The sequence below is a fragment of the Stenotrophomonas sp. FBCC-B152 genome, assembly GCF_059134105.1.
Window position 1 is genome coordinate 564,690 of the sequence record NZ_CP101442.1, and the last position, 22,565, is coordinate 587,254.

25 protein-coding genes are annotated in these 22,565 nt (G+C 67.3%); 8 read left to right on the forward strand and 17 right to left on the reverse strand.

All coding sequences use genetic code 11. The features are described 5' to 3' along the window. Positions 1 to 8: 8 nt before the first annotated feature. The 4 genes from murU to NMB40_RS02805 form a co-directional block, all read right to left on the reverse strand. Complete coding sequence (murU, locus tag NMB40_RS02790; protein ID WP_494360061.1) at positions 9 to 710, reverse strand: N-acetylmuramate alpha-1-phosphate uridylyltransferase MurU; 702 nt, start codon at positions 708 to 710, stop codon at positions 9 to 11. Then, complete coding sequence (locus NMB40_RS02795) at positions 707 to 1,732, reverse strand: aminoglycoside phosphotransferase family protein (protein WP_494360062.1); 1,026 nt, start codon at positions 1,730 to 1,732, stop codon at positions 707 to 709. The genes murU and NMB40_RS02795 overlap by 4 nt, the downstream gene beginning before the upstream one ends. Positions 1,733 to 1,790: 58 nt before the next feature. Beyond that, on the reverse strand, positions 1,791 to 2,060 hold the full coding sequence (locus tag NMB40_RS02800; RefSeq protein ID WP_282246242.1) for a GlsB/YeaQ/YmgE family stress response membrane protein: 270 nt from the start codon (positions 2,058 to 2,060) through the stop codon (positions 1,791 to 1,793). Positions 2,061 to 2,126: 66 nt separating this feature from the next. Then, complete coding sequence (locus NMB40_RS02805; RefSeq protein WP_494360063.1) at positions 2,127 to 3,620, reverse strand: M20 family metallopeptidase; 1,494 nt, start codon at positions 3,618 to 3,620, stop codon at positions 2,127 to 2,129. A gap of 325 nt (positions 3,621 to 3,945) precedes the next feature. On the opposite strand from NMB40_RS02805, the gene NMB40_RS02810 reads away from it, so the two are divergent. The 4 genes from NMB40_RS02810 (at position 3,946) to NMB40_RS02825 (ending at position 6,996) form a co-directional block, all read left to right on the forward strand. Further along, positions 3,946 to 4,149 carry a ComEA family DNA-binding protein gene (locus NMB40_RS02810; RefSeq protein WP_494361028.1) on the forward strand — a complete coding sequence of 68 codons (204 nt, stop codon included), beginning with the start codon at positions 3,946 to 3,948 and terminating at the stop codon, positions 4,147 to 4,149. A gap of 444 nt (positions 4,150 to 4,593) precedes the next feature. Further along, positions 4,594 to 5,625, forward strand: coding sequence for a L,D-transpeptidase (locus NMB40_RS02815; RefSeq protein ID WP_494360064.1), 1,032 nt, complete (start codon positions 4,594 to 4,596; stop codon positions 5,623 to 5,625). A 25-nt stretch (positions 5,626 to 5,650) separates the two neighbouring features. Further along, complete coding sequence (locus tag NMB40_RS02820) at positions 5,651 to 6,376, forward strand: murein L,D-transpeptidase catalytic domain family protein (protein WP_494360065.1); 726 nt, start codon at positions 5,651 to 5,653, stop codon at positions 6,374 to 6,376. Positions 6,377 to 6,390: 14 nt separating this feature from the next. Further along, the gene (locus tag NMB40_RS02825) at positions 6,391 to 6,996 is read left to right on the forward strand and encodes a HutD/Ves family protein (protein ID WP_448142173.1); all 606 of its coding nucleotides are present in this window, start codon (positions 6,391 to 6,393) and stop codon (positions 6,994 to 6,996) included. Here the strand turns inward: NMB40_RS02825 and NMB40_RS02830 are convergent. The 12 genes from NMB40_RS02830 to NMB40_RS02885 all read right to left on the reverse strand — a co-directional run bounded on the left by NMB40_RS02830 (position 6,990) and on the right by NMB40_RS02885 (position 19,369). Continuing rightward, entirely contained in the window at positions 6,990 to 8,609 is a 1,620-nt protein-coding gene (locus NMB40_RS02830) for a sulfite reductase subunit alpha (protein WP_494360066.1), read from the reverse strand. The two genes, NMB40_RS02825 and NMB40_RS02830, sit on opposite strands and share 7 nt — an antisense overlap. Beyond that, a complete protein-coding gene (locus NMB40_RS02835; protein ID WP_494360067.1) occupies positions 8,606 to 9,580 on the reverse strand; it encodes an FAD:protein FMN transferase in 975 nt (324 codons plus the stop codon). Before NMB40_RS02835 ends, NMB40_RS02830 begins: the two co-directional genes overlap by 4 nt. A gap of 2 nt (positions 9,581 to 9,582) precedes the next feature. Next, a complete protein-coding gene (locus tag NMB40_RS02840) occupies positions 9,583 to 10,389 on the reverse strand; it encodes a DUF4198 domain-containing protein (protein ID WP_494360068.1) in 807 nt (268 codons plus the stop codon). A gap of 54 nt (positions 10,390 to 10,443) precedes the next feature. Then, positions 10,444 to 10,962: a DUF2271 domain-containing protein gene (locus tag NMB40_RS02845; protein WP_494360069.1), complete on the reverse strand. Its 519-nt coding sequence runs from the start codon at positions 10,960 to 10,962 to the stop codon at positions 10,444 to 10,446. Positions 10,963 to 10,997: 35 nt separating this feature from the next. Beyond that, a complete protein-coding gene (locus NMB40_RS02850) occupies positions 10,998 to 11,639 on the reverse strand; it encodes a PepSY-associated TM helix domain-containing protein (RefSeq protein ID WP_448143968.1) in 642 nt (213 codons plus the stop codon). 114 nt (positions 11,640 to 11,753) lie between these two features. Continuing rightward, the gene (locus NMB40_RS02855; RefSeq protein WP_494360070.1) at positions 11,754 to 14,186 is read right to left on the reverse strand and encodes a TonB-dependent receptor domain-containing protein; all 2,433 of its coding nucleotides are present in this window, start codon (positions 14,184 to 14,186) and stop codon (positions 11,754 to 11,756) included. A gap of 149 nt (positions 14,187 to 14,335) precedes the next feature. Beyond that, the gene (locus NMB40_RS02860; protein WP_494360071.1) at positions 14,336 to 14,761 is read right to left on the reverse strand and encodes a hypothetical protein; all 426 of its coding nucleotides are present in this window, start codon (positions 14,759 to 14,761) and stop codon (positions 14,336 to 14,338) included. Positions 14,762 to 14,855: 94 nt separating this feature from the next. Further along, the gene (locus NMB40_RS02865) at positions 14,856 to 15,542 is read right to left on the reverse strand and encodes a Fe2+-dependent dioxygenase (protein WP_494360072.1); all 687 of its coding nucleotides are present in this window, start codon (positions 15,540 to 15,542) and stop codon (positions 14,856 to 14,858) included. Positions 15,543 to 15,560: 18 nt separating this feature from the next. Beyond that, on the reverse strand, positions 15,561 to 17,882 hold the full coding sequence (locus tag NMB40_RS02870) for a catecholate siderophore receptor Fiu (RefSeq protein ID WP_494360073.1): 2,322 nt from the start codon (positions 17,880 to 17,882) through the stop codon (positions 15,561 to 15,563). 123 nt (positions 17,883 to 18,005) lie between these two features. After that, positions 18,006 to 18,401, reverse strand: a complete 396-nt coding sequence (locus NMB40_RS02875) for a hypothetical protein (protein WP_494360074.1) — start codon at positions 18,399 to 18,401, stop codon at positions 18,006 to 18,008. A gap of 102 nt (positions 18,402 to 18,503) precedes the next feature. Beyond that, positions 18,504 to 18,836: a non-heme iron oxygenase ferredoxin subunit gene (locus NMB40_RS02880; RefSeq protein ID WP_494360075.1), complete on the reverse strand. Its 333-nt coding sequence runs from the start codon at positions 18,834 to 18,836 to the stop codon at positions 18,504 to 18,506. Next, on the reverse strand, positions 18,833 to 19,369 hold the full coding sequence (locus NMB40_RS02885) for a GNAT family N-acetyltransferase (RefSeq protein WP_095363751.1): 537 nt from the start codon (positions 19,367 to 19,369) through the stop codon (positions 18,833 to 18,835). Before NMB40_RS02885 ends, NMB40_RS02880 begins: the two co-directional genes overlap by 4 nt. A gap of 121 nt (positions 19,370 to 19,490) precedes the next feature. On the opposite strand from NMB40_RS02885, the gene NMB40_RS02890 reads away from it, so the two are divergent. Beyond that, positions 19,491 to 19,916: a hypothetical protein gene (locus NMB40_RS02890; protein ID WP_494360076.1), complete on the forward strand. Its 426-nt coding sequence runs from the start codon at positions 19,491 to 19,493 to the stop codon at positions 19,914 to 19,916. Between the two features lie 17 nt (positions 19,917 to 19,933). Here NMB40_RS02890 and NMB40_RS02895 read toward each other — a convergent pair whose 3' ends face one another. Continuing rightward, positions 19,934 to 20,716, reverse strand: coding sequence for an energy transducer TonB (locus NMB40_RS02895; RefSeq protein WP_494360077.1), 783 nt, complete (start codon positions 20,714 to 20,716; stop codon positions 19,934 to 19,936). Between the two features lie 252 nt (positions 20,717 to 20,968). On the opposite strand from NMB40_RS02895, the gene NMB40_RS02900 reads away from it, so the two are divergent. The 3 genes from NMB40_RS02900 (at position 20,969) to NMB40_RS02910 (ending at position 22,421) form a co-directional block, all read left to right on the forward strand. Continuing rightward, positions 20,969 to 21,340, forward strand: coding sequence for a DUF7668 domain-containing protein (locus NMB40_RS02900; RefSeq protein WP_494360078.1), 372 nt, complete (start codon positions 20,969 to 20,971; stop codon positions 21,338 to 21,340). 333 nt (positions 21,341 to 21,673) lie between these two features. Next, on the forward strand, positions 21,674 to 22,066 hold the full coding sequence (locus NMB40_RS02905; protein ID WP_494360079.1) for a hypothetical protein: 393 nt from the start codon (positions 21,674 to 21,676) through the stop codon (positions 22,064 to 22,066). After that, positions 22,053 to 22,421, forward strand: a complete 369-nt coding sequence (locus NMB40_RS02910) for a hypothetical protein (protein WP_494360080.1) — start codon at positions 22,053 to 22,055, stop codon at positions 22,419 to 22,421. Before NMB40_RS02905 ends, NMB40_RS02910 begins: the two co-directional genes overlap by 14 nt. The last annotated feature ends 144 nt before the right edge of the window (positions 22,422 to 22,565 follow it).

A 22,565-nucleotide genomic window follows, 5' to 3' on the forward strand; every position in this document is an offset into this window, starting at 1 on the left:
GCGTGGCTCTACGCCAGGGTTGCGTCCAACGCTGCCAGGCGTTCGGGTGTGCCTACGTCGGTCCACTTTCCTTGGTGGTGTTGCCCGGTTACCCGGCCGTTTGCCATCGCGTGGCGCATCAGTGGTGCGAGACCGAACTGCGGCGGGTTCGCTGAGGCGCCCTCCGTTGCGCCGATCACCTCGTGCCATCCGTCCAGGATCGACGGGCGATACACGCCCACACCGGCATACGTCAGCCGCGGTGCATCGCCTTCGTCACTGACCGTGCCATCCGCGTGCAGGATGAAATCCCCGCGCGGGTGCTGCACCGGGTTGTCGACCAGCACCAGGTGCGCATCGCCCTGCGGCTGCCCTGGCAACGTGCTGAAATCCACGTCGGTCCACACATCGCCGTTGACCACCAGGAACGGCGCATCGCAGAGCAGCGGCAACGCATTGAGGATGCCGCCGCCAGTCTCCAGCGGCACCGCGCCTTCGTCGATGAAGTGCAGGCGCAGGCCCCAGCGTCCGCCATCGCCCAGCGCGGGCTCGAACTGGTCGCCCAGCCACGAGGTGTTGATCACCACCTCGTTGAATCCGGCCGCCGCCAACCGTTCCAGGTGCCACACGATCAGCGGCTTGCCACCGGCCACCAGCAGCGGCTTGGGCGTGGTGAGCGTGAGCGGGCGCATGCGTTCGCCCTTGCCGGCACTGAAGATGATCGCCTTCATGCCCGGCTGGACACCGGCAACGCCAGCGCGGCCATCGCCGGCTTGATCCGTTCCTGCAGCAGGCTGTTCAACCCGGCCAGTTCCGGATGGCGCGGCAGCACTTCATCCAGGTAGCGGATGAAGCGCGGCGCGTCGGCGAAATAGTGGCCCTTGCCGTCGCGGTCGCGCAGGCGCACGAACAGGCCCAGGATCTTCAGGTGGCGCTGCACGCCCATCCAGTCGGCATCACGCAGGAACTGCGGCCACGGCCGCACGGGCAGTCCCGCCGCCTGCGCCTGCGCGTGGTAGCGCGCCAGCCAGGCATCCACGCGCTCCAGCGGCCAGCTCAGGAACGCATCCTTGAACAGGCTCACCGGGTCGTAGGCGATCGGGCCGCGCACCAGGTCCTGGAAATCCAGCACGGCCGGGCCCGGTTCGGTCGGCATCAGGTTGCGCGGCATGAAGTCGCGGTGGGTGAGCACCTGCGGCTGCTGAAGCGCGTTGTCCATCAGCCGGCGATGGGCGAGCTGCAGTGTTTCCAGTTCGCCGCAGTCCAGCTCCAGGCCCAGGTGGCGCTGCAGGAACCATTCGTCGAACAGTCCGGCATCGCGCTGCAGCAGGGCCTCGCCGAACGCACCCATGCCCTCGGGCACCGGGATCTGCTGCAGGCGGATCAGCTGCGCGAAGGCGGCATCGAACCACGCGTCGGCGTTGGCGTCATCGATATGCCGGGCCAGGGTCGGGCCGCCGAGATCTTCCAGCAGCAGGAAACCCTGTTCCTCGTCGCGGGCCAGCACGCGCGGAACGCGCACGCCGTTGGGTTCCAGCAGGTCATGCATGCGCAGCCACGGGCGCACGTCTTCCAGGCCGGGCGGCGAATCCATCACGATGTGGCTGCCGTGCACGCTGGTGGCGCGCCAGTAGCTGCGGAAGCCGGCGTCCACCGACGCGCGGTCCAGGTGCAGGTCGGGGTCGCCCAGCGCGGCGCAGGTCCACTGCCGGCGAAGCTCGGCGCGCAGCGGGTCGGAAGCAGGATCGTTCATGGACAGGTACGTCGAAGCGGCGCCCTGCGGCGCTCGGGAAGAAGGGGGGTAAGGGCGTTCAGCGCTTGCTGCTGAACAGGCGGAGCAGGGCCAGCACCGCGATGGCGCCCAGCAGCGCGCCGATGAAGCCGGCCGGTTCGCCGCGCGCATACCAGCCCATGTACTGGCCGAACCAGCCGGCCACCAGTGCGCCGACGATGCCGAGCACGATGGTCAGCAGGCAGCCCATGCGGTTGTTGCCCGGCATGAAAAAGCGCCCGAGCAGGCCGACCACGAAGCCGACCAGGATGATGTAGAGCCAGCTGGTGCTGCCGAACAGACCATTCATTGCGCTGTTTCCCGCAGAAGATTGACGCAGCCTACCAAGGGCAGGCTGCGTCCGTCATCGTCGCTATCAGCAGCAGCCGTGGCCGCCGTGGCGGGTGCCGCTGTCGGCGGCCACCGGCGAACCGCTGGTCTCACCGCGCAGGCTGGCCGCGTAGTGCTCGCTGATCACCTTGGACACGCACGAGGTGACGCGCTTGCCCATCGGGATGTGCAGGAACTCGTTCGGGCCGTGTGCGTTGGAATGCGGGCCGAGCACACCGGTGATCATGAACTGCGCGCCGGGGAACTTCTCGCCCAGCATGCCCATGAACGGAATCGAGCCACCTTCGCCCATGTACATCGCCGGCTTGCCGAAGAAGGTCTGGCTGGCTTCGTCGATGGCCTGGGTCAGCCACGGCGCCATCGCCGGGGCGTTCCAGCCCGAAGAGGCTTTTTCCAGGTCCAGCTTCACTTCCGCGCCGTTCGGCGGGTCGCGCAGCAGGGCTTCCTTCAGCAGTTCGCCGCAGGCCTTGCCGTCGGCGGTCGGCGGCAGGCGCAGCGACAGCTTCACCGCGGTATGCGGGCGCAGCACGTTGCCGGCCGACGCCAGCGGCGGCATGCCGTCCACGCCGGTCACCGAGAGGGCCGGGCGCCAGGTGCGGTTGAGCACCAGTTCGGTGAGGTCGTCATTCATCGGCGTGAGGCCGTCGACCATCGGGAATTTTTCGAAGATCTCGGTATCCACCACCTCGGCAGCGCGCTTGGCCTGGGTCTGGCGCTCTTCCGGGATCTCCACATGCATGCCGTCGAGCAGGATGCGGCCGGTGTTTTCGTCTTCGATGCGCGACAGCAGCTGGCGCAGCAGACGGAAGCTGGACGGCACCACGCCGGAGGCATCGCCCGAATGCACGCCTTCGTTGAGCACCTTCACCGAGAAGTTGCCGCCGGTCAGGCCGCGCAGCGAGGTGGTGCACCACAGCTGGTCGTAGTTGGCGCAGCCCGAATCCAGGCACACCACCAGCGACGGCTTGCCGATGCGGTCGGCCAGGTGGTCCACGTAGGCCGGCAGGTCGTAGCTGCCCGATTCCTCACAGGCTTCGATCAGCACCACGCAGCGGGCGTGCGGCAGGTTCTGTTCCTGCAGCGCCAGCACCGCGGCCAGCGAGCCGAAGATGGCGTAGCCGTCATCGGCGCCGCCGCGGCCGTACAGCTTGTCGCCGCGCAGCACCGGCACCCACGGGCCGAGGTCGTCGTCCCAGCCGGTCATTTCCGGCTGCTTGTCCAGGTGGCCGTACAGCAGCACGGTGTCGTCGCCGGTTTCGGCGCCGGTGGCGGGAATTTCCAGCAGCAGCAGCGGCGTGCGGCCTTCCAGGCGCACCACCTCGACCTTCAGGCCCGGCAGCTTCTGCGCCTTGGCCCAGGTTTCCATCAGGGTGACGGCCTGCTCCATGTAGCCGTTTTCGACCCAATTGGCGTCGAACATCGGCGATTTGTTGGGAATGCGGATGTATTCGACCAATTGCGGGACGATCTCGCTGTCCCACTTTTCACTGACGAATTGGCCGAGCTTGGCGCTGTCCATCTGGTACTCCGAATGCATGTGGCTGATCCCGCCATTCTACGCCTGCGCAGGGGGTAGGGATTTCCCTACATCACGTCAGGTATTTGGCTGGCTGTGTGAAGGTGATGTGGACGATAGGCTGTGTGTATGTGGCGAGGGACACTGACTGCTCCGACGGGATGCCGGCAGGAGTCGGTCCGACGTCACAGGGAGCTACACGGTGGGGCCTTGGTTTTCGTGGAAGGCGCTTGCGCTGGCACTGCTGTTGATCGGAACCGCCTCGGCGGCCGACCGCATCAACATCAATACGGCAGATGCGTCGACGCTGCAGCAGGGATTGACGAACGTGGGGCCCCACAAGGCCCAGGCGATCGTAGCGTACCGGCGACAACACGGACCTTTCCTCCGGGTCGAGGATCTGGCACGGGTGAAGGGGATAGGGACAGCAACGGTCGAACGGAATCGACGACGGATGACGGTGGGGGCCATGACGGCGCCCACGGTGGCACCGCCCAGGAGGGCAGTGCCGGCACCCGTACCAAGGCGCTGACACAACAGGATGGGTCGCGACCGGCATGACGCCGATCACGGTAGCCAGGCAGGAGCCGGCCACCTCGACAGCCGCAGGGACGGGGCACGCAGGGACGCAGCGCGGAAGGATTGGCGCGGATCCACCAGGACGGTGGCATCCATACCCGGGAAGGGGAGGGATGGCGGAACAACATACGGCCGAGTGCATGGAGCATGGCCGGCACCCACACTGGGCAGGACGCACAGGGGGAAGGCGGGATGCCGACAAGGACGTGACGATTGCCCGGTCCGCACAGGGATGTGTGACCGGGCAATTTTGTTTGGCACCTGCGGTGCCAGGCATGTTCTGATTTGACACGCATGGCGTGTCGCTACGACCTTCTACGTGCGCAGGACGATGGCGCTGGCCATCATGCGTAGCGACACGCCATGCGTGTCCTCGACCCACCCGAAGGAAGGCCACATGCTCACACGTCGCACGCTGTTGACCCACATCGCCGGTTCGCTTATCGCCGTCATGGCACTCCCGGCGTGGTCCGCGCCCGAGCCTGCCGGCCCCACCGATCTCAAGCCGGGCCAGTTCCTCTGGCATCCGGAAATCTCGCCGGCCGGGCCGATCGTGCTGGTGGTCAGCCTGGATGAGCAGCGCGCCTACGTGTACCGCAACGGCATCGCCATCGGCCTGAGCACGATCAGCTCGGGCAAGGCCGGGCATGAAACGCCGACCGGGGTGTTCACCATCCTGCAGAAGGACAAGGACCACAAATCCAACCTCTACAACAGCGCGCCCATGCCCTACATGCAGCGGCTGACCTGGGACGGCATCGCGCTGCACGGCGGCAACCTGCCAGGGCACCCGGCGTCGCACGGCTGCGTGCGCCTGCCGCAAGCCTTCGCGCAGAAGCTGTTCGGCGAAACCAAGCGTGGTGACACGGTGGTGGTGGCCGATGCCAAATCCGCGCCGATGACGCTGGCCTACCCGGCGGTACTGGCCCCGGTGAACAGCGTGGGCAAGACCCTGCTGGAGACCACCGACGCGCCGGACCAGTACTGGAATGACAGCGCCGCGCCGTCGGGCCAGGTGGGCATCCTGGTCAGCCTGCACGACCAGCGCCTGTACGTGCTGCGCGATGGCGTGCTGATCGGCGAATCGCGGCTGGAAGCCAAGGCGCTGCCGGCGTTCGAAGGCACCACGCTGTTCGTGATGCAGGATGGCTATTCGGACACCGCCAGCCCGCTGGATGCAACCCAGAAACTGCACAAGTGGACCGCCTACCCGCTGCTGGGGCAGAGCGCCGGCAACGCCAGCCCGGACCTGCTTGCCACGCCCAGCCTGCCGATGGCGCTACCGCCGTCCTTCGCCGCGCAGCTGTACAAGGCGCTGGTGCCGGGCACCACGCTGTTGGTGACCAGCCTGCCGGCGGTTCGCCCGGTGGCGGATGAACAGAACCTGCAGCCGGTCTTGGAATCCGACGCGGGCGGGGCCACCTTGTAGGGATGGCCCTGCCGGTACCGCGTTGATGCGTTCCATTCCCGTTTCGATTGCCACCGTTGCCCTGTGCGGGCTGGCGCTGACCGCGCCGGCTGGCAGCGCCTGTGCGGCGACCACGCCGCCACCCCGCACGCTGCCGCCGGCCCAGCTGGCCGACATGCTGGCGCGCGCCGCGCCCAATGCGGACCGCAAGGTGCTGCAGCTGGCCGCCAACGCGATGACCTGCGCCCTGCGCAGGCCGGAGCTGGGCGTGGATCCGGGCCGCTTGAGCGTGATCGATTACTCGCGTCCGTCCACCGAACAGCGCATGTGGGTGTTCGACCTGGCCCACCAGAAGCTGCTGTTCGAGGAGTGGGTGGCCCATGGCCGCAACAGCGGCGGCAACGCCACCGAACGCTTCTCCAACCGCGATGGCAGTTTCATGTCCAGCCTGGGCGCGTTCACCGCCAAGGAAACCTACATGGGCGGCAACGGCTATTCGCTGCGCCTGGAGGGGCTGGAACCGGGTTTCAACGACAAGGCGCGCGACCGCGCCATCGTCATCCACGGTGCGCCGTACGTGAACCCGACCATCGCCCGGCTGCAGGGCCGGCTCGGCCGCAGCCTGGGTTGCCCGGCGGTACGCCTGACCGTGGCGCGGCCGCTGATCGACAGCCTGCGCGGTGGGGCGATGGTATTCGCCTACTACCCGGACAAGGAGTGGCTGGCGCACTCGCAGCTGCTGGAAGCGGACTGCGGCGGCAAGCCCGGCTGAGGCACAATGGCGGCATGTCGACCGCCACCGCATTGAGCGCTGCCACGCGCGTCATTCCGAGCTTTGAATACCGCCGCGAACGCTGGCGGAATGGTCTTGGCTGGACGCGGGAAATCCTGCGCGTGCCGGACAACGACGCGTGGCAGGTTCGGTTGTCGATTGCCGAGATCGAGCAGGATGCGGCGTTCTCGTCGTTCCCCGGCATCGACCGCGAACTGGTGCTGCTGCGCGGCGAAGGCCTGCGCCTGCGCTTTGCCGATGGCGCGCTGCATACGTTGCTGCCACCGCACGATCGGCTGCGTTTTGCCGGCGAAGCGGAGATCCATGGCGAGCTGGTGGATGGGCTCACCCATGATTTCAACCTGATGTGGCGGCGTGACCAGCTCGATGCCGAACTGCTGCACCGCCCGCTGGTGGGCAACATGTTCTTCTTCACCGAGCCGGGAACGGCGTGGGCGATCCATCTGTTGGCGGGGCAGGCCGGGTTCGAGGGCGAGCCGGACCTGCCGCCGCTGCAGCAGGGCGATACCGCGTGGCTGGCGGCAGGACCGCGCCGGCGCTACGCATTGCGTGGTGGCGGCGAGCTGCTGGCGATCCGCCTGGACCAGCGCGGTCAATAAACGTCGCGGCGGTAACGGCCGGCGACGATCAGGGCTTCTTTTCCTTCGCGGCCCAGTGCCTGTTCGATCACCGCGTCCACTGCGGGGGCCATGCCCTGCAGGCTGCCGCAGACCAGGATGGTGGCGCCGTCGCGGACCCACTGGCGCAATGTGTCGAGCTGCGCGAGCAGGCGATCCTGCACGTAACGGTGCTCGCCGCCATCGCGGCTGAACACGGTATCCAGTCGCGCGATCATGCCCTCACCCTGCCAGCGCTGCAGGTCGTCCTTGAAGTAGAAATCATGCGCGGCGGTGCGTTCGCCGAACACCAACCAGTTGCGCCCCGCACCACGCTCGGCCCGTGCCCGCAGGTGCGCGCGCAGCCCGGCAATGCCGGTGCCGTTGCCGATCAGGATCAGCGGTGCGTCAAACGCCGGTGCGTGGAAGTTCGGATTGCTGCGGAAGCGCAGGTCGATGCGCCCGCCCAGCGCCGCGTGATCGCACAGCCAGCCGCTGCCCAGCCCCGGCGTGCCATCCGGGCGCAGCAACCGGCGCAGCAGCAACAGCACCTCGCCTTCGGTCGGCATGCTGGCAATGGAATACTCACGATGCGGCAACGGCTTGAGCGCGGCCACGAGCGCCGCTTCATCGGCCGGCACCGCATCGGGCAACACCGGCAGGTGCGAACGCGCCAGCCACTCGCGCAGCGGCTTCCCCTCGACCACGGCCGCGCCATCGCGTGCGTGCGTGGCCAGCCAGGCATCGACCTCGGCCGGGCTGTGCTGCGGCCCAATCTCCGCCACATCGCCGGCCTGCCACGCCGGCAGCACGCCATCAGCCGGCACCAGGCTCACCCGCCACGTCGCCGCGCCCGGGCTGCCGGGATTTTCCTGGCGGCGCGCGTGCAGCTGCCAGGGCTGGTACTGCGCCGGCGCCCAGTCGGGCAGCTCGGTGGCGTTCCCGCCCAGCTGGCCCAGCAGCTGCTGCCAGTGGCGCAGCGCGGCCGGGTCGGCGTTGTCCACTTCCACCGTATCGAACAGCGGATGCGCGCCGTGCTGGCGCAGCCACGCATCGAGCTGGTGGCCGAACGCGCAGAAGTGCCCGTAGCTGCGGTCGCCCAAGGCCAGCACGCCGTAGTGCAGCTGCGGCAGTGCCAGATCCTGCGGCATCACCCGGCGCAGGAAGGGCAGGGTGTGGTCGGGCGGATCGCCTTCCCCCGTGGTACTGGCAATCAGCAGTAACCGGGTGGTCTGCTGCAGCACTGCGGCATCCACCTGGTGCAGGCCGCGCACGCGCACCGGCAGGCCGGCCGCGCGCAGGACCTCGGCGCTGCGCTCGCACAGCTGTTGGGCGAACCCGGTCTGGCTGGCCCAGACCAGCAGCGTCGGTGCTTCGCCGGCGGCGTTGCCGGCATCGTCGCGGGTTCGGCCGCGCCACCACAGCAGCGTGCACAGCGCGGTGTAGGCGGCGAGGCTGCCTGCCGCCCAGCGCCAGTGCGAGGCAAGCGGCGCGCCCAGCCACCAGTCTTCCTGCAGGTGCAGGCGCAGCAACCACCACGCCAGCACGGCCAGCACGGCCAGCAGTGCCATCACCAGCCCATTGCCCACTACCGCGCGCGACGGGCCGCCTTTCATGCAGCGGCATCCTGTTCGGTGAGCAGCGCGGAAAACGCCGTGCTCAGGTGTTCCTCGACGCCCTGCGCGCCCCGGGTGATGAAGCGTGCCGCCAGTCCCTGCGCATTGGCGAACGCAAGCCCGGGCGCAACACCCATCACGGTCAACGCCGTGGCCCAGCCATCGGCCTGCATGGCATCGTGCGCGACCACCGTCACTGCTGCGGCCGCGCGTCCCACCGGTGCGCCCACGCGCGGATCCAGCGTGTGGCTGAACTGCGCACCGTCCTGGGTGAACTGATGCCAGCGGTCGCCCGACGTGGCCACGGCCAGGTTGTCGAGCGCCAGCACGCGCGGTGGATGCGCGAGTGCGGCTTCTTCTTCAGGGCCGGCTTCCACCAGCACGCGCCACGGCTGCCCATCGGGCTTGCGGCCTTGGCCGTGCAGCTCACCGCCTACTTCCACCAGTGCCGCATCAATCCCCTGGCCGCGCAGCCAGCGGCTCACCAGGTCCACCGCGAAGCCCTTGGCGATGGCCGAAAGATCCAGTTCCAGTCCGCCCGGCTGCAGCAGGCGGCCATCCTGCCAGTGCAGCCGCTGCCAACCGCAGCGTGCCCGCGTGGCGGCCAGCAGGGCCGCATCGGGAACGCGTTGCGCGTGTGCGTGCGCACCGAACCCCCACAGGGCGACCAGCGGGCCGACCGTGGGGTCGAACGCCCCTTCGCTGCGCCGGGCGATATCGAGCGCGCAATCGATCACCTCGGCGAACAGGCCGGGCAGCGGCAGCGATGTGCCGGCCGCTGCGCGGTTGAACGCGGTGATGTCGCTGGCCGCTTCCCAGGTGCTCATCTGCGCCACCACCGCATCCAGCTGCGCCTGGATGCCCGCATGCAGCGGGTGCAGGTCGCGGCCGGGCGCGGTGGTCAGTTTGACCTGCCAGGTGGTGCCCATGGTGTGGCCACCGAGGCTGGCGATGTCGTGCAGGCTGGACATGGTTACAGCGGCAGCACTTCCAGCGTGGCGACGTAGTTCAGGCGGCGCGTCTTGGCCTGCTTGAGCGTGGTCTTCTTGTCCTCGCTGCTGGTTTCCAGCCAGTACATGCCGGCTTCGGGCCAGGTGACGGAGAACTCGCCCTTCTTGTCGCTGGTCACCTTGATCTCTTCCTGGGCGTTGCGGTAACGCGTGCCGCCACGGGTGATCTCGAAGGCCAGGCCGGCGCGCGGCTTGCCGTCGACCAGCACGCGGAACTTCGCTTCTTCGCCGGCGGCCAGGTCGTTGGGGTGGCCCAAGGCGACCAGCTCGATGCCCGACTTGGTCGGTGCGAGTGCGGTGGCGTTCGGGGTGCCGTTGGTGACGAAGGTTTCGATGCGGTTGACCGACTGGCTCACCTGCAGCTTCTTGGCCTTCTTCGGCACTTCGGTGGCGAAGGTCGCCACGGTGCCTCGCCAGCGCTTGGGCTTGCCGTCTTCTTCCCAGCTGGCCGACAGGCCGTTGTTGACCGAGGCCAGACGGTAGGTGCCCTGCTGGGTCAGCTCGAGATCGAACACGCTGCGGAACTTGCCGGTGGAGGCGTTCTGCGGCTGCACGGTGGTGCCGTCCGGTGCGGTGATGACCAGGCTTTCCAGGCGCAGCGGCACGTGGTTGAAGTAGAACAGGTCGTTGGACACCGCCGCATCGACGGTGATCCACGGATGGTCACCGGCGATCACGGTCTGCGAGGGCTGCAGCCAGGCCTTGTGGGCCAGGGCGGAGAACGGAAGTGCGGCGGCCAGGGCGGCGGCTAGGACGAGCGAGCGCTTCATCAACAACTCCAGGTACAGGTTAAGGGTGCCCTCGACGGGGAGGGCAGTGGAACATCAGGGCTTGGACGACAGCGTGACCAGGCCCAGCTCGGTGCTGCCCTGGGCCTTGCCGCTCTGCGGCGCGGTGGCCGGCCAGGTGAAGGGAATCTTGACCAGCTCGCGGCCGCCGACTTCGCGTACCGCTTCCACCACCAGCGTGTAATTGCCCGGTGCCAGCGCCTTCAATGCCGGCTGCTTGTCGGTGAACGACAGCGCGTGGGTGCCGGCCGGCTTGGTCGGCCCGGTCACGCCGTCCACCGGCAGGTCAAGCGTGCGGCCGCTCTTGCGCCACCACTGGCGCAGGTCGGGCAGCCACTTGGTGCCGTGGCCTTCGCTGTTGCCGGTCTGCTGGTACCAGACCGCCAGGTTGGCGGCGACCTTCTGGTCGGCGCCTTCCAGCCACACCGCCACATACGGGCGGTGGTACTCGGCCACGTTGAGCTTGGGCACCTCGACGTTGATGTCCAGGGTGGTGGCATAGGCCGGCGAGGTGGCCAGCAGGCCGCTCAGGGCGATGGTGAGGGTGACGCGCATGGGTGCGGCTACGGGAAGGGGGAAGGCGAGGGAAGTCAGTGGATCAGGATCAGGGCGATCAGCAGCGGCACCATCAGGCCCAGCCCGACCAGCGGCCAGGTCATGCGGCGCTGGCGGGCATGCAGGTGCAGCAGGAACAGGCCGGTGATGCAGAACACCAGGCAGGCCACGGCGAACACATCCAGGAACCAGCCCCAGGCCGGGCCGGCATTGCGGCCCTTGTGCAGGTCGTTGAAGTAGGACACCCAGCCGCGCGAGGTGGCTTCGTATTCCACCGCGCCGCTTTCGCGGTCGATGCTCAACCAGGCGTCGCCGCCGGGGCTGGGCATGGAGAGATAGATTTCCTCGGCCGACCATTCGGCCGGGCGACGGCCGATGGAAATGCCCAGTTCGCGGTCCAGCCAGCGCACGGCCGGGCGGGGCACCGGGGCGTTGCCGTCGGTGCGGTCCCCCAGCTGGCCCAGCAGCTCGGCCGGCAGCTCCAGCTGGCGGTTGACCACCTGCGGCGTGGCCTCGATCTTCGCCGCATGGTTCAGCGTGATTCCGGTGGCGGCGAACAGCAGCATGCCGATCAGGCACACCGCCGAACTGATCCAGTGCCACTGGTGCAGGGTGCGCAGCCAGAAGCCACGGCTTTGCTGTTGCTGCACGGCAGAGGAGGGGGAAGGGGCGGCCACGGTCACGGAAGAGAGAGCGAATACCGAATTACACCATTGATGAGAATGGTTCGCAATTGTTGGTCGCGCGCCCGTCCGGTAGCGCCCGACCGTTGGTCGGGCGGCGGGCGGGCGTCAGAACTTCGCGTTCAAAGAAATCCAGTAGCTCCGCCGCTGGTCCTTGGTCGCGTAATCGTCCACGCAGTTGTATTCGCTGTCGCTGATCAACACGCACGACTGCGAGACGAAATCCTTGTCGAACAGGTTGTTCACCCGTGCGTTCACGGTCAGCCACGGGTTGATGTTCCAGCTGCCGCCCAGGTGGAAGATCGTGTAGTCGTCGTAATACCGCACCTGCGACGAGCTCACCCCACCCACGTTGGAAACCAGCGTGTCGCGGTACCGGTCGTACCGCCCTTCGCCGATCAGCGACAGGCTCACCGCCTCGCTGACCTGCCAGTTCAGGCTCGCATTGGCCATGTGCCTGGCCGGCGTGGTGGTTCCGCCCACCGGCTTGCCCTTGTCCACGCCGCTGGTCTGCTCGGACTTCGTATAGGTGTAGTTGCCACGCAGCTGCAGGCTGTCCAGCAGGTCCACGTACGCGGCCCCTTCCACGCCCCGCGTTTCAGCGGTATCGATGTTCACGCTCTGGCTGAAGGTGCTGTAGCCCAGCGCCGCCCAGCCCGGGCCCACATCCACGCAGTAGCCGCTGCCGGCCGGGGCCACTTCGCAGTTCGGGAAGGTGCCACCACTGGCGATCTTGTCGTCGAACGTGTTGAAGAACCCGGTGAGGTTGAAGCCCCAGCGCTCGCCCTCGTAGTAGCTGGCGATTTCATAGTTGGTGCTAGTTTCCGGCTGCAGGTTGGGCGACCCCACCAGCGGCAGCACGCCCTGGCCGCCGAAGCCGGTCACGCCGGGGAACAGCTGGTCCGGGCGCGGGGTCTTGTAGCCAGTGCTCACGCCGCCCTTGAAAGTCCACGCATCGCTGGCGTTCCACACCAGGTAGGCGCGCGGGCTGACGTGGCTGCCGAAGATGTTGTGGTCGTCGTAGCGCACGCCCACCGTGGCGGTCAGTGCATCGGTCAGCGCCCAGTTGTCTTCGGCGAACACCGACCACATGCGGTGCTTCTGCTTGACGTTGTCGCGGTACCCGGCGCCATCCATGCCGAACACCCCGTCCACCATGTCGGTGTCGGTGTACTGGCCGCCCACGGTCAGCTTGTGCGCGTCGAAGCTCATGTCCAGCATGGTGTCCAGCACGTAGCCTTCCAGCTCCATGGTGCGCAGCGGGCGTGGCAGGAAGGCTTCCAAGCGCGCCAGCTCGGTGGGGTTCAACGCGGTGAGTGCATTGGTGCGGCCGGCGGCACAGTTGCTGGCCGCGCCGGTGCGCAGGCAGACATCGTTCCACAGCGTCTGCAGGTCGGCGCGTTCGTCCAGGGTCAGCGGCAGCGAGCGGCCCAGGTTGTTGCTCTTGGTCTGGGTCAGCGTGGTCTGCCAGGTGCCGAACGAATAGCGCCCTTGGTGGCTCAGTGCCAGCTGGTCGCGCTCGTAGCGCTGGTAGGCGGTGTAGCCCACGCGCGGCTGCACCACGCGGCGGGTGAGGGTGCCGGTGCCGTTCGGATTCGGGATGGTGGCATTACCCACGCGCCACAGGCTGGCCAGGCTGTCCAGCGTGCCGGTCTGGCCTTCGCTGTTGTCGTACTTCTGCCGCGACACGTCGTAATCCAGCGACAGGTCATGGTCGTCATTGATCGTGAAGCCCAGGCGCACGCCGGTGTTCCAGTTGGTGTTGGCCACCGCCTTGCCGCCGCCGCCGAAGCCGATGCTGCGCGCCCACAGGGTGCCGTCGGGCAGCGGCAGGTCGTCCCATTCCGGGTTCGACGCCTTGGCATCGTAGTAGCTGCCGCGCACGGCCAGCGCCACGCGGTCCTTCACCAGCGGGCCGGTGAGGTATACATCGGTGGTGCGCGCATCGCCGAACTGGTCGTCCTGCTGCACGGTGAAGCCCTGGGTGACCGAGCCGTGCCAGCTGTCCTGGTTGCGCCGGGTGATGATGTTGATGACGCCTCCCATGGCGTCGGAGCCGTACAGCGTGGACATCGGGCCGCGCACCACTTCGATGCGCTCGATCGCATCCAGCGGCGGCAGGTAGGCGAACTGGCCGCCGCCGAAGTTGTTCGGGTACAGCTGGCCCACGTTGCTCTGGCGGCGGCCGTCGATCAGCACCAGCGTGTATTCGGACGGCATGCCGCGCATGGAAATGGTGGCGCGGCCGTTCTTGTCGGTGGTTTCCATGCCCACGTCGATGCCTTCCACGTCGCGCAGCGCATCCACCAGGCTGGTGTACGGGCGCTTGGCCAGTTCCTCGCGGCTGACCACGCTGATGCTGGCCGGGGCGTCGGTGATCTTCTGTTCGAAGCCCGAGGCGGTGACCACCACCTGGTCCAGGGTCTTGGGGTCGCCCGCGACATCGCCGGCGGCGAAGGCGGGGCCGCTGAGCGCGCCCAGCAGGGCAACGCTCAACGAGCAGCGGGACAGGGACGTGCGACGACGATGGCGCTGGGCCATGGGAAGTACCTCGAAAAGGGTGCGAACGCGGGAACGCCGTGGCCGGCGGCCGCAGCGGAATCTTGAAATCGTCAGGAGCCTGCGGGGCAGGTAGCAGCGGTGCGCTCAGCGACGGTCGTGCAGGTGCAGCGACGCGGACGCGGGCGGGATCAGCCCTGCGGAGGGGCCTGGCCGCGCTGGACGCGCAACCCGGGGGGCGCCGGCAACGGCGTGGCCGGGGCGGAATCGATGGTGGGCATCACCTGCGGCGGCAGCTCGGCCAGGGTGCCCAGCAGGGCATCCAGCGAATCGGTCAGCGGCGGCTGCGGCAGGCGCGGCGGCGTGGCCGCCGGGCGGGCACTGGCCATCCGGCGCGGCTTGGCCGGGGCTTCTTCCTGCAGGCGGTTGTCGCCGGGACGTTCTTCGGCTGGCTGCTGCAGCACCAGCGCGGCAGTGCCGGGCAGGCGTTGTTCCAGCAGCGGCAGGCTACCCAGCAGCATCGAGAGCAGGGCCAGCCACGCCAGTACCGTCGCCAACGCCGGGCGCTGCCCGCGCATGGCGGGGGCAAAGCTGCGGTGGCGGTGGGGGTGGCGCAAGACGGGATCCCTTCGACAGCGCACCAGCAGTCCTGGCGCGGCGGGGATTGTAGAGAGCGGTTGTAACAAACGCAAATAGGAATGATTTACAACGTCAGGTCTCGGTCCAGCGCCGCAACAGGTTGTGATACACCCCGGTCAACTGCAGCACCGCCCCCGGATCGCCGCCGGTCACGCGCAGCTTCTCGATCGCGCCATCCATCTCCAGCAGCATCCGCCGTGCACCATCGTCGCGGACCATGCTCTGCACCCAGAAGAACGAGGCCAGCCGCGCGCCCTGTGTGACCGGGTTGACCTTGTGCAGGCTGCTCGACGGGTATAGCACCAGGTCGCCGGCAGGCAGCTTCACCTCATGCTCGCCGTAGGTATCGCTGATGACCAGTTCGCCACCTTCGTAGTCCTCCGGCGCGTTGAGGAACAACGTGCATGACACGTCCGAGCGCAGGTGGCTGCGCACGCCCTGGCTGTCAGTGATCATCACCGCGCCATCCACATGGAAGCCATACTCGCCACCGCCCTGGTAGCGGTTGAAACGCGGGGGCAGGATACGCAGCGGCAGCGCGGCGGCGAAGAACAGCGGGTGCCGTTCCAGCGCCGCCAGCACGATCCTGCCCAGCTCGACCTTCAGCGGCGCGGCGTCAGGCAGCTGCTGGTTGCGCTTGACCTGCGCGCCCTGCACGCCCACGGTCTCGCGGCCGTCGGCCCAGTCCGCCGCCGCAAGCGCGCGCTGCAGGTGGGCCAGTTCGTCGGCAGTGAGGACATCGGGAACGTGCAGGAGCATGGCAGGGTCCTTGGTGGATCAGAAGCGGAAGTCCGCGCTGAACAGCACGCTGCGCGGGGCGCCCGGGGTGTAACGGTAGCCGCTCTTGTTGATCGCGGCCACATAGTCCTTGTCGAACAGGTTGTAGGCGTTCAAGCGCAGCACCAGGTGCTCGTTGATTTCATACGAGGCCACTGCGTCGTACACCGTGTACGACTTGGTGAACGCCGGGGTGCCCACCGCGCCGTCGGTACCGCGGTGCATGCGGCCGGCGTAACGCACGCCACCGCCCACGGTCAGCCCGAACGGGAAGGTGTAGCTGGTCCAGCTGGTGAAGGTCGCACCTGGCGTGTAGGTCAGGTTGCGGGTGCCATCGGCGGCCACGTTGGCGCCTTCCTCCACTTCGGTATCCAGGTGGCTGTAACCGGCCGACACCGACCAGTTGTCGGTGATGCGGCCCACGGTGGACACCTCGATGCCCTGGACCGACTTCTTGCCGGTCTGGGTCGGATTGCCGGCATCATCCAGCACCTGGGTGTTGATCTCGTTGCTGACTTCGGTCTTGAACAGGGCCACGTTGAAGGCCAGTGCATCGTCGAGGAAGGCCCACTTGGTGCCTACTTCAAGCGTCTTGGCCTTCTGCGGGTCCAGGCTGGGGTTGTCGGCGCTGCTGGCCGAGCTGCTCAGCTGGAAGTTGCTGCCGCCCGGGGGCTGCTGGGACAACGCGTAGTTGCCGTACAGGCTGACGATGTCGCCGACCTTGTACACCGCGCCCAGCTTCCAGTTGAGCAGGGTGTCGGAATGCTCCAGCGACGGATTGGGAATCACCGTGCCCACCGGATTGCTGCCGCACGCCGGGCCGCGCCCGCCGCACACCACCGCGCTCTGGTACTCGGTCTTGTAGTGGTCCGCGCGCAGACCGGCGGTGACCAGGAAGCTGTCGGTGAAGTTCAGCGTGTCGAACAGGTACACCGACGAGGTGGTGGTCTTGCCGCGGCTGTCGGCGCCGTTGTGCGCCCAGGTCAGGCCGGTGGCGTTCCAGTCCGGGTTGTACAGGTTGGCCGGCGACCAGGTGGTGCCGTTGGTGGCCGCCTGCCCGAAGGTCTTGAGCTCTTCACGGGTGAACTCCACGCCGGTGCTGAGGTTGTGCACGATGGCGCCGGTGCTGAAGTCCGCGCGCAGGTTGAGCTGGTCGGTGAGGATGGTGTTCTGCTGGTCCTTGAAGGTCGGCAGGCTGCGCGCGATGGTGTAGGTGTCCAGGTTGTTCGGGTCGGTGTAACGGATGTTGCCGCTGGGCGCGCCGTTGGCACCGCGCGTGCCGGTGCCCATGAAGGCCGTGAGCATGTAGTCCTGGTCGGTGCGGCCCCAGCGTGCGGTGTTGGTCAGGCGCACGTTGTCGTTGAAGTCGTGCTCGATGCGGAAGGTGGCCATCTTCGCGGTGACATCGTCATGGTCGGCGCGGGTGCCGTAGAAGTTCTCCGGGTTCACCGGATGGCCGGCCAGCTGTTCCAGCGTGGGCTGCGGGGTCCAGCCGGGCAGGCCCAGGGTCGGCACGCCGCCGTCGGGAACGTTCTGCTGGTCCACGTACAGCAGGTTGAGGATATAGCGGGTGCTGGTCCCCAGCCCGAACGCCAGCGATGGGGCGATGCCCCAGCGCGAGTTGTTTACGTGGTCACGGCCCGGCTGGTCGCTGTCCTGCCACATGGCATTCAGGCGCAGCGCGCTGGTCGCGCCGAGGGATTGGTTCCAGTCGGCCGACGCGCGCTGCTGGCTGTCGCTGCCGACCGACACGGTGCCGCTCACCGCGTCATGCAGGTTGGCCTGCTTGCTCACCATGTTGATCGAACCGGTGGGTGTGGAGCGGCCGTTGTCGGTGCCGGCCGGGCCCTTGGACACTTCCACCTGTTCGGTGTTGAACACATCGCGCGAGATCGAGCCGACATCGCGCACGCCGTCCACGAAGATGCTGCTGGAGGTATCGAACCCGCGCATGAAGATGCTGTCGCCGGTGTTGGTGTTGCCGTTCTCGCCGACATAGAACGTGCCCACGCCCGGGCTGTTGCGCAGCGCATCGGTCAGCGTGGTGGCGCCCTGCTGGGTGAACAGGTCGCGGCTGATGATCTGGATGGTCTGCGGGGTGTCCTGCAGGGACTGGGTGAACTTGGGCGAGGCGACCTTGTCGACCTTGAAGCCGCGGGCGGCCTGCACCTGCACCTGGTCCAGCGTGCGCGGGGTGTCACTGGCCGACTCGGCCTGGGCGGCCACCGGCAGCATGGCCAGGCTGAGGCCGGTGACGAGGCTGGCGGTGGCCAGGCTGGCGGCACTGCGGGTGGGGAAGGAATGCTTGCGGCTCTTGATCATGGTGGTGGTAGACCTGGAAACGGAATGAGGAATGCCGCCGGGCGCGCAGCGTGGGGCGCGCACGCAGGGGCGTGGACGGGAGATCGGGTACGGGGGTGCGACGTGCGGAAAAGCAGTCAGGAACTACGCGCGGGCCGGTGGGGCCTGGGACAGGTGCGAACGCAGCGTGCGCGCGGGGATGGGGGTTGAGCCCCACGGAGCAGGCGGTTGGGTGGCGGTCGGGTGTGCCGCCGTTGCTGACGCGGTGGCATGCGCGGGCGCCTTGCCCTGGCGACCGGCGTCGGGATCCTTTTCCACGAGCGCTGCGGCGTGCAGGCTGACGTCCAGCCGGTCGGGTCCCGGTTTTCCGGATTGCAGCGGCGAGCCTGCCGAGACCACGGGGCCGGGCGCCTGGGCAGGGTGGTTCGATCCGTGAGCGCCAAGCCAGCCGACGATGCCAACCAGCAGGCATGCCAGCAGCACCGCACTCAGCAGGAGCGGAAACGGGCGGGCAGCGGTGGCGTCACGGGCGATGGCCATGACAATAAATTAACATAAACGATAATGATTCGCATCCGCCGCCTGGTGCTAGGCGTCACAGAACCGGTCCCGGGCGTGGACCGGGTATTCAGTTCTGTGAAATCAGTCGCGGTCGTCGCGGGTCCACACGGCGTCGTGCTCCCGCTTCACCGGAAACTTCGGCACCGCCGTATAGGCCGGGGCACACAGGGCACGGCCATCGCGCACATCGAAGCGCGCGCTGTGCAGCACGCATTCGATGCTGCCTTCCTCCGTATCGAACGTGCCCGAGGACAGCTCGAATTCCTCGTGGGTGCACTGGTCTTCAAGGGCGTACAGCTCGCCGTCCAGGTTGAACACCACGATCGGCGTCCCGGTGACCTCGTCGAAGGTGCTCTTCATCTCGCCCGGCAGCAGCTCGGCCGTGGCGCAGACGAAGGTCCAGGTCTCGCTCATGCGTGGGCCGCCAGCGGCTTTTCCAGGATCTCGAAGCGCAGGTCGTCGCGCTTGGGAATGCCGAAGCGCTCATCCCCATACGGGAACGGCTTCTTGATGCCGGTACGCTGGTAGCCACGGCGTTCGTAGAACGCGATCAGCTCGTCGCGGATGTCGATCACCGTCATCTGCATCACCGGCACGCCCCATTCGCGCGCGGCGTGGGCTTCGGCGGCGTCCATCACCTGCTTGCCGATGCCGCCGCCCTGCTGGGCCGGGTCTACCGAAAACATGCCGAAGTAGCCCTTGCCGTGGTCATCGGCCACATGCGCGCAGGCCAGCAGCTGGCCGTCGCGTTCGGCCAGCAGGACGGTGCTGCGCGGGCGCTCGATATCGGCTTGCAGGCCGGTTGCGTCAATGCGCGCGCCGTCCAGCATGTCCGCTTCGGTGGTCCAGCCGGCGCGGCTGGCGTCGCCACGGTAGGCCGAGGTGACCAGGGTGATGAGGGCGGGAATGTCGGCCAGCGTGGCCGCACGGAAGGTCAGGGTGCTCATGCCGTCATTCTAGAGCGGGGCGCCGGTGGCGGGTAGCAGTGGCGCTGCCTATGCAATGCCGCTTTTTGATAGGAACGGTGTGTTGGCCGTGCGGGCCGGGCACTGTCAGGATCGTGCGGCTATGAAGTCCATTCTCCTGTCCTGCGTGTTTCTGTTGGCGCTGCCCGGCTGCGGTGAAGGCCCCCCGACGGACGACCGCTACCTGTCGCCCCGCCAGTTGGCCGTGGTGACCGCCGCCGCCAAGGATGACGACCTGGTGGCGATCAAGCGGCTGATCGCGCACTACGAAGCCACCCCCGGCAATGACGTGCCGGCCGCGCGCTGGCGGCAGCGTGCGCGCGACCTGGGCGATGTCCAGGAGCTCTACTACCAGGCGGCGTCGCGTTTCGCTTCCGCGCGGGTGGCGGAGAGTGCCGAGGCGCGCTTCCGTCTGCTGGCCGAAGCCCAGGACGCGGCCAAACGCGCCTATGAGCGCGAGCCGGTGCACGCCAACCTGCTGCTGGTCGAACAGATCGAGCGCGAGATGCGCACGGCGCTGACCGAATAGCACGCCTGCGCGGGCGCTCAGCGGATGAAGAACTCCACCGGGAACGACAATTCCACCGGTGCCGGCCGGTCATCCGGCACGGCCGGCAACGGTGCCGCCCGGCGGAAGGTATCCAGCGCGGCCTGGTCCAGCATCGCGTAGCCCGAGCTCTGCTCCACCGCCAGCGCCAGCAGCTGGCCGTCGCGGGCCAGGCTCACCCGCACCTGCACGATGCCCTCATGGCGGCGCGCCCGCGCGGCGTGGGGGTAGCGACGGAAGCGTTCCAGCCGCGCCATGACCCGGCCTTCCCAGCTGTCGCGTCCGGGCGTGGTCTCGCTCGGGCCGGGCGGCAGCGGTGGGCTGGGCGGCGAGGCGGCGACCGAGGCCTGCTGCTGCAGCGGCGCTGGCGAATCCGGCTTGGGCTGCGGCGGGGTCGGTGGCGGGATCACCCAGTGGGCCGTCTCGCGGGGCGGCGTCCGGGGCAGGTCGCGCGGGGGTTCCGGCTTTTGCTGCTGGAGCGTGGCGGCCGTGCTGGGGGTGGGCGCGATGATGTCTTCCAGCGGTACTTCCGGCGCGCGCGGGGGCAGCAGCACCAGCTGGGTGCGGTCGGCCGGCGGGGGCGGCAGCACCGGCGTGCTGGGAACGTGGGTCCAGAGCAGCAGCGCGATGGCGGCAGCATGGGCCAGCACGGTCAGGCTGCCAGCGAGCGTGCGCGCATGGCGTTCGGTGAACGAGGCGCGTGCCCGCGCATGGCCCGGCGGGGCCTGCAGGTATGCGTGCAGCGGTGAGGTGCTCGCGGCACTGGGGGCGACCGACGACATCCAGTGACATTAATGAGAAGGGTTCTCATTATGGCATACGCGCTTCGTCGTCTGCCTGGGAGGAGGGCAATCAACCTTCAGCATGTGACAGCGCGTTCTGCGCACTTGCGACCCTGACATCGCTCGGTAGCAAGATGGGAGCATCCCCGGGGGGGCGTCTAAACGAAAGAGGCGGCTGGCAAGCCCTGCAACGTCAGGCAGCCACTCTGAATGGCTGGATTGTCATGCACGATTGCATTCCAAGGACTCGTGATGAATGCAGTGAAGGTTGTGAAGGATGGAGAGAGGGAATCGCGCGTCCCCGACGCATGGCGCCCGACCCTGTCCTCCATTGTGGACGCGCTGGTCATCGGGAATGAGCCTCAGCTTCCTCGCGTTTCATTTCGCACACCAGATGCCTGGGGTCGTATCAAGTCAAACATTCAAGAATATGGTGCCCATCTGATTGGGTTGCCTGAAGCGTCATGGGATTCATCCGTATGCATCTGGGTCGGAGAATTCTGGGAGGTCTTGGTGGATCTTTACACTGGAGAGGAAGGACGGAGCGATCTTGTCCTTCAAGTGCATGTCCGGGAAGGCCAGGACGGGTACATGTACCAGGTTGTACTCGTCTATGTTCCTTAGGACTAAGGAGCTCGTCCGTTGTGATCAGCTCTTTACTCCACTGCACACCCTCGACCGGCGGCCTCTTGACCTCACCGGCCTAAGGGGCCATACAAACGGTCAGGGAGGGCGCCGGATGGGTCTCAAGACGCAACGCGGGGAAGGGAGAACGGCGTGGTGTCTCGGCGTCGTCGGGGTGCTGTTGTCGACCGTGCTGGGTGCTGAGTGCAGGAAGCCATGAGCAGGCTCCGCTGCTGGGCGGGTTCTCTGTGTCTGTTGCCGCTGGCTGGATGCGGGGGCGATAGTTCGGAGGGCCGGTACCTTCCCCCGTCAGCGCCGGAGGAATCACGCGCATTGTGGAATGACAATGACGCATTGTCGTTTGTACTTGCCGGGCCGAGCGCTGTCGAGGTCGCCGTAGTCACGCCCGACAAGCGGTTCGTGATGCTGGCATCGGCGGACTTCCTGTGCCAGGGAGTTTCAAGGGATGGCGGGCGTCTGAGGATCGATCCGTCCGAAGCGACGGGCTACTACTGGAATGCGGAAGGTCGGAAGGAAGAGGTAGTTGCGTTCGCGAAGGTGGGTGCGTACGAAGTTCTTGTGGCAGACAATCTGGAAACCGAGTTGGATGGCACCGAATCCGTGATGACCTATGCGAATGCCACGCCCAATGAGTCTTCGGCCAAGGGTACCTGCAACCCCCTAAGAGGTGCTGCAACGGATGACAACGTTGATGAAGTTCTCTGAGATTCCCGAGCTGGAGCGAGAGGCGATCATCAGGTATCTGATTGAGGCTGATGGCGTACCAGAAGAGCTGAGGGCTCAGATTGAGAGCGTCCGCACTGTCGCGCGATCGGAAAGTAGCGTGGGCGTGTATGTCGATTTCGATCTGGACGGGGAAGTGCCGTTGCCCGCCGGCGAGGCGGACTTTGAGATTGCGGGGCTATCGGCGACCGGGTCAGGGGGCGATGAAGTAGAGTTCATTCTGTTCGTGCGGGGTGGCCGTCTCTCTTGCCTGGAGGTCTATACGGTGCTTCCGAAGCTTCCGCCATACGCATCGCTCATGCTGACCCCTGGTTCCGACATGGGGATTCAGCGTTGATCGGTTTCACCTCATAGGGCAGTGGCGGTTCATCTACTCACTCTTCCATGCTTTGAACTGGCATCGAGGCCTCTTGTGTTGGCTGAAATATCGTCTGATTGGAAGGTCGGATCCGGCGGGCGATCAGGATTGCTTAAGGGAGGC

What these genes read in the sequence shown, in the direction of transcription:
- NMB40_RS02865 (WP_494360072.1), bottom strand. Translation starts at nt 15,542, where the DNA reads ATGCTCCTGCACGTTCCCGATGTCCTCACTGCCGACGAACTGGCCCAC.
- NMB40_RS02795 (WP_494360062.1), bottom strand. Translation starts at nt 1,732, where the DNA reads ATGAACGATCCTGCTTCCGACCCGCTGCGCGCCGAGCTTCGCCGGCAG.
- NMB40_RS02870 (WP_494360073.1), bottom strand. Translation starts at nt 17,882, where the DNA reads ATGATCAAGAGCCGCAAGCATTCCTTCCCCACCCGCAGTGCCGCCAGC.
- NMB40_RS02825 (WP_448142173.1), top strand. Translation starts at nt 6,391, where the DNA reads ATGTCGACCGCCACCGCATTGAGCGCTGCCACGCGCGTCATTCCGAGC.
- NMB40_RS02800 (WP_282246242.1), bottom strand. Translation starts at nt 2,060, where the DNA reads ATGAATGGTCTGTTCGGCAGCACCAGCTGGCTCTACATCATCCTGGTC.
- NMB40_RS02840 (WP_494360068.1), bottom strand. Translation starts at nt 10,389, where the DNA reads ATGAAGCGCTCGCTCGTCCTAGCCGCCGCCCTGGCCGCCGCACTTCCG.
- NMB40_RS02910 (WP_494360080.1), top strand. Translation starts at nt 22,053, where the DNA reads ATGAAGTTCTCTGAGATTCCCGAGCTGGAGCGAGAGGCGATCATCAGG.
- NMB40_RS02805 (WP_494360063.1), bottom strand. Translation starts at nt 3,620, where the DNA reads ATGGACAGCGCCAAGCTCGGCCAATTCGTCAGTGAAAAGTGGGACAGC.
- NMB40_RS02820 (WP_494360065.1), top strand. Translation starts at nt 5,651, where the DNA reads ATGCGTTCCATTCCCGTTTCGATTGCCACCGTTGCCCTGTGCGGGCTG.
- NMB40_RS02830 (WP_494360066.1), bottom strand. Translation starts at nt 8,609, where the DNA reads ATGAAAGGCGGCCCGTCGCGCGCGGTAGTGGGCAATGGGCTGGTGATG.
- NMB40_RS02900 (WP_494360078.1), top strand. Translation starts at nt 20,969, where the DNA reads ATGAATGCAGTGAAGGTTGTGAAGGATGGAGAGAGGGAATCGCGCGTC.
- NMB40_RS02895 (WP_494360077.1), bottom strand. Translation starts at nt 20,716, where the DNA reads ATGTCGTCGGTCGCCCCCAGTGCCGCGAGCACCTCACCGCTGCACGCA.
- murU (WP_494360061.1), bottom strand. Translation starts at nt 710, where the DNA reads ATGAAGGCGATCATCTTCAGTGCCGGCAAGGGCGAACGCATGCGCCCG.
- NMB40_RS02885 (WP_095363751.1), bottom strand. Translation starts at nt 19,369, where the DNA reads ATGAGCACCCTGACCTTCCGTGCGGCCACGCTGGCCGACATTCCCGCC.
- NMB40_RS02875 (WP_494360074.1), bottom strand. Translation starts at nt 18,401, where the DNA reads ATGGCCATCGCCCGTGACGCCACCGCTGCCCGCCCGTTTCCGCTCCTG.
- NMB40_RS02835 (WP_494360067.1), bottom strand. Translation starts at nt 9,580, where the DNA reads ATGTCCAGCCTGCACGACATCGCCAGCCTCGGTGGCCACACCATGGGC.
- NMB40_RS02890 (WP_494360076.1), top strand. Translation starts at nt 19,491, where the DNA reads ATGAAGTCCATTCTCCTGTCCTGCGTGTTTCTGTTGGCGCTGCCCGGC.
- NMB40_RS02880 (WP_494360075.1), bottom strand. Translation starts at nt 18,836, where the DNA reads ATGAGCGAGACCTGGACCTTCGTCTGCGCCACGGCCGAGCTGCTGCCG.
- NMB40_RS02855 (WP_494360070.1), bottom strand. Translation starts at nt 14,186, where the DNA reads ATGGCCCAGCGCCATCGTCGTCGCACGTCCCTGTCCCGCTGCTCGTTG.
- NMB40_RS02815 (WP_494360064.1), top strand. Translation starts at nt 4,594, where the DNA reads ATGCTCACACGTCGCACGCTGTTGACCCACATCGCCGGTTCGCTTATC.
- NMB40_RS02845 (WP_494360069.1), bottom strand. Translation starts at nt 10,962, where the DNA reads ATGCGCGTCACCCTCACCATCGCCCTGAGCGGCCTGCTGGCCACCTCG.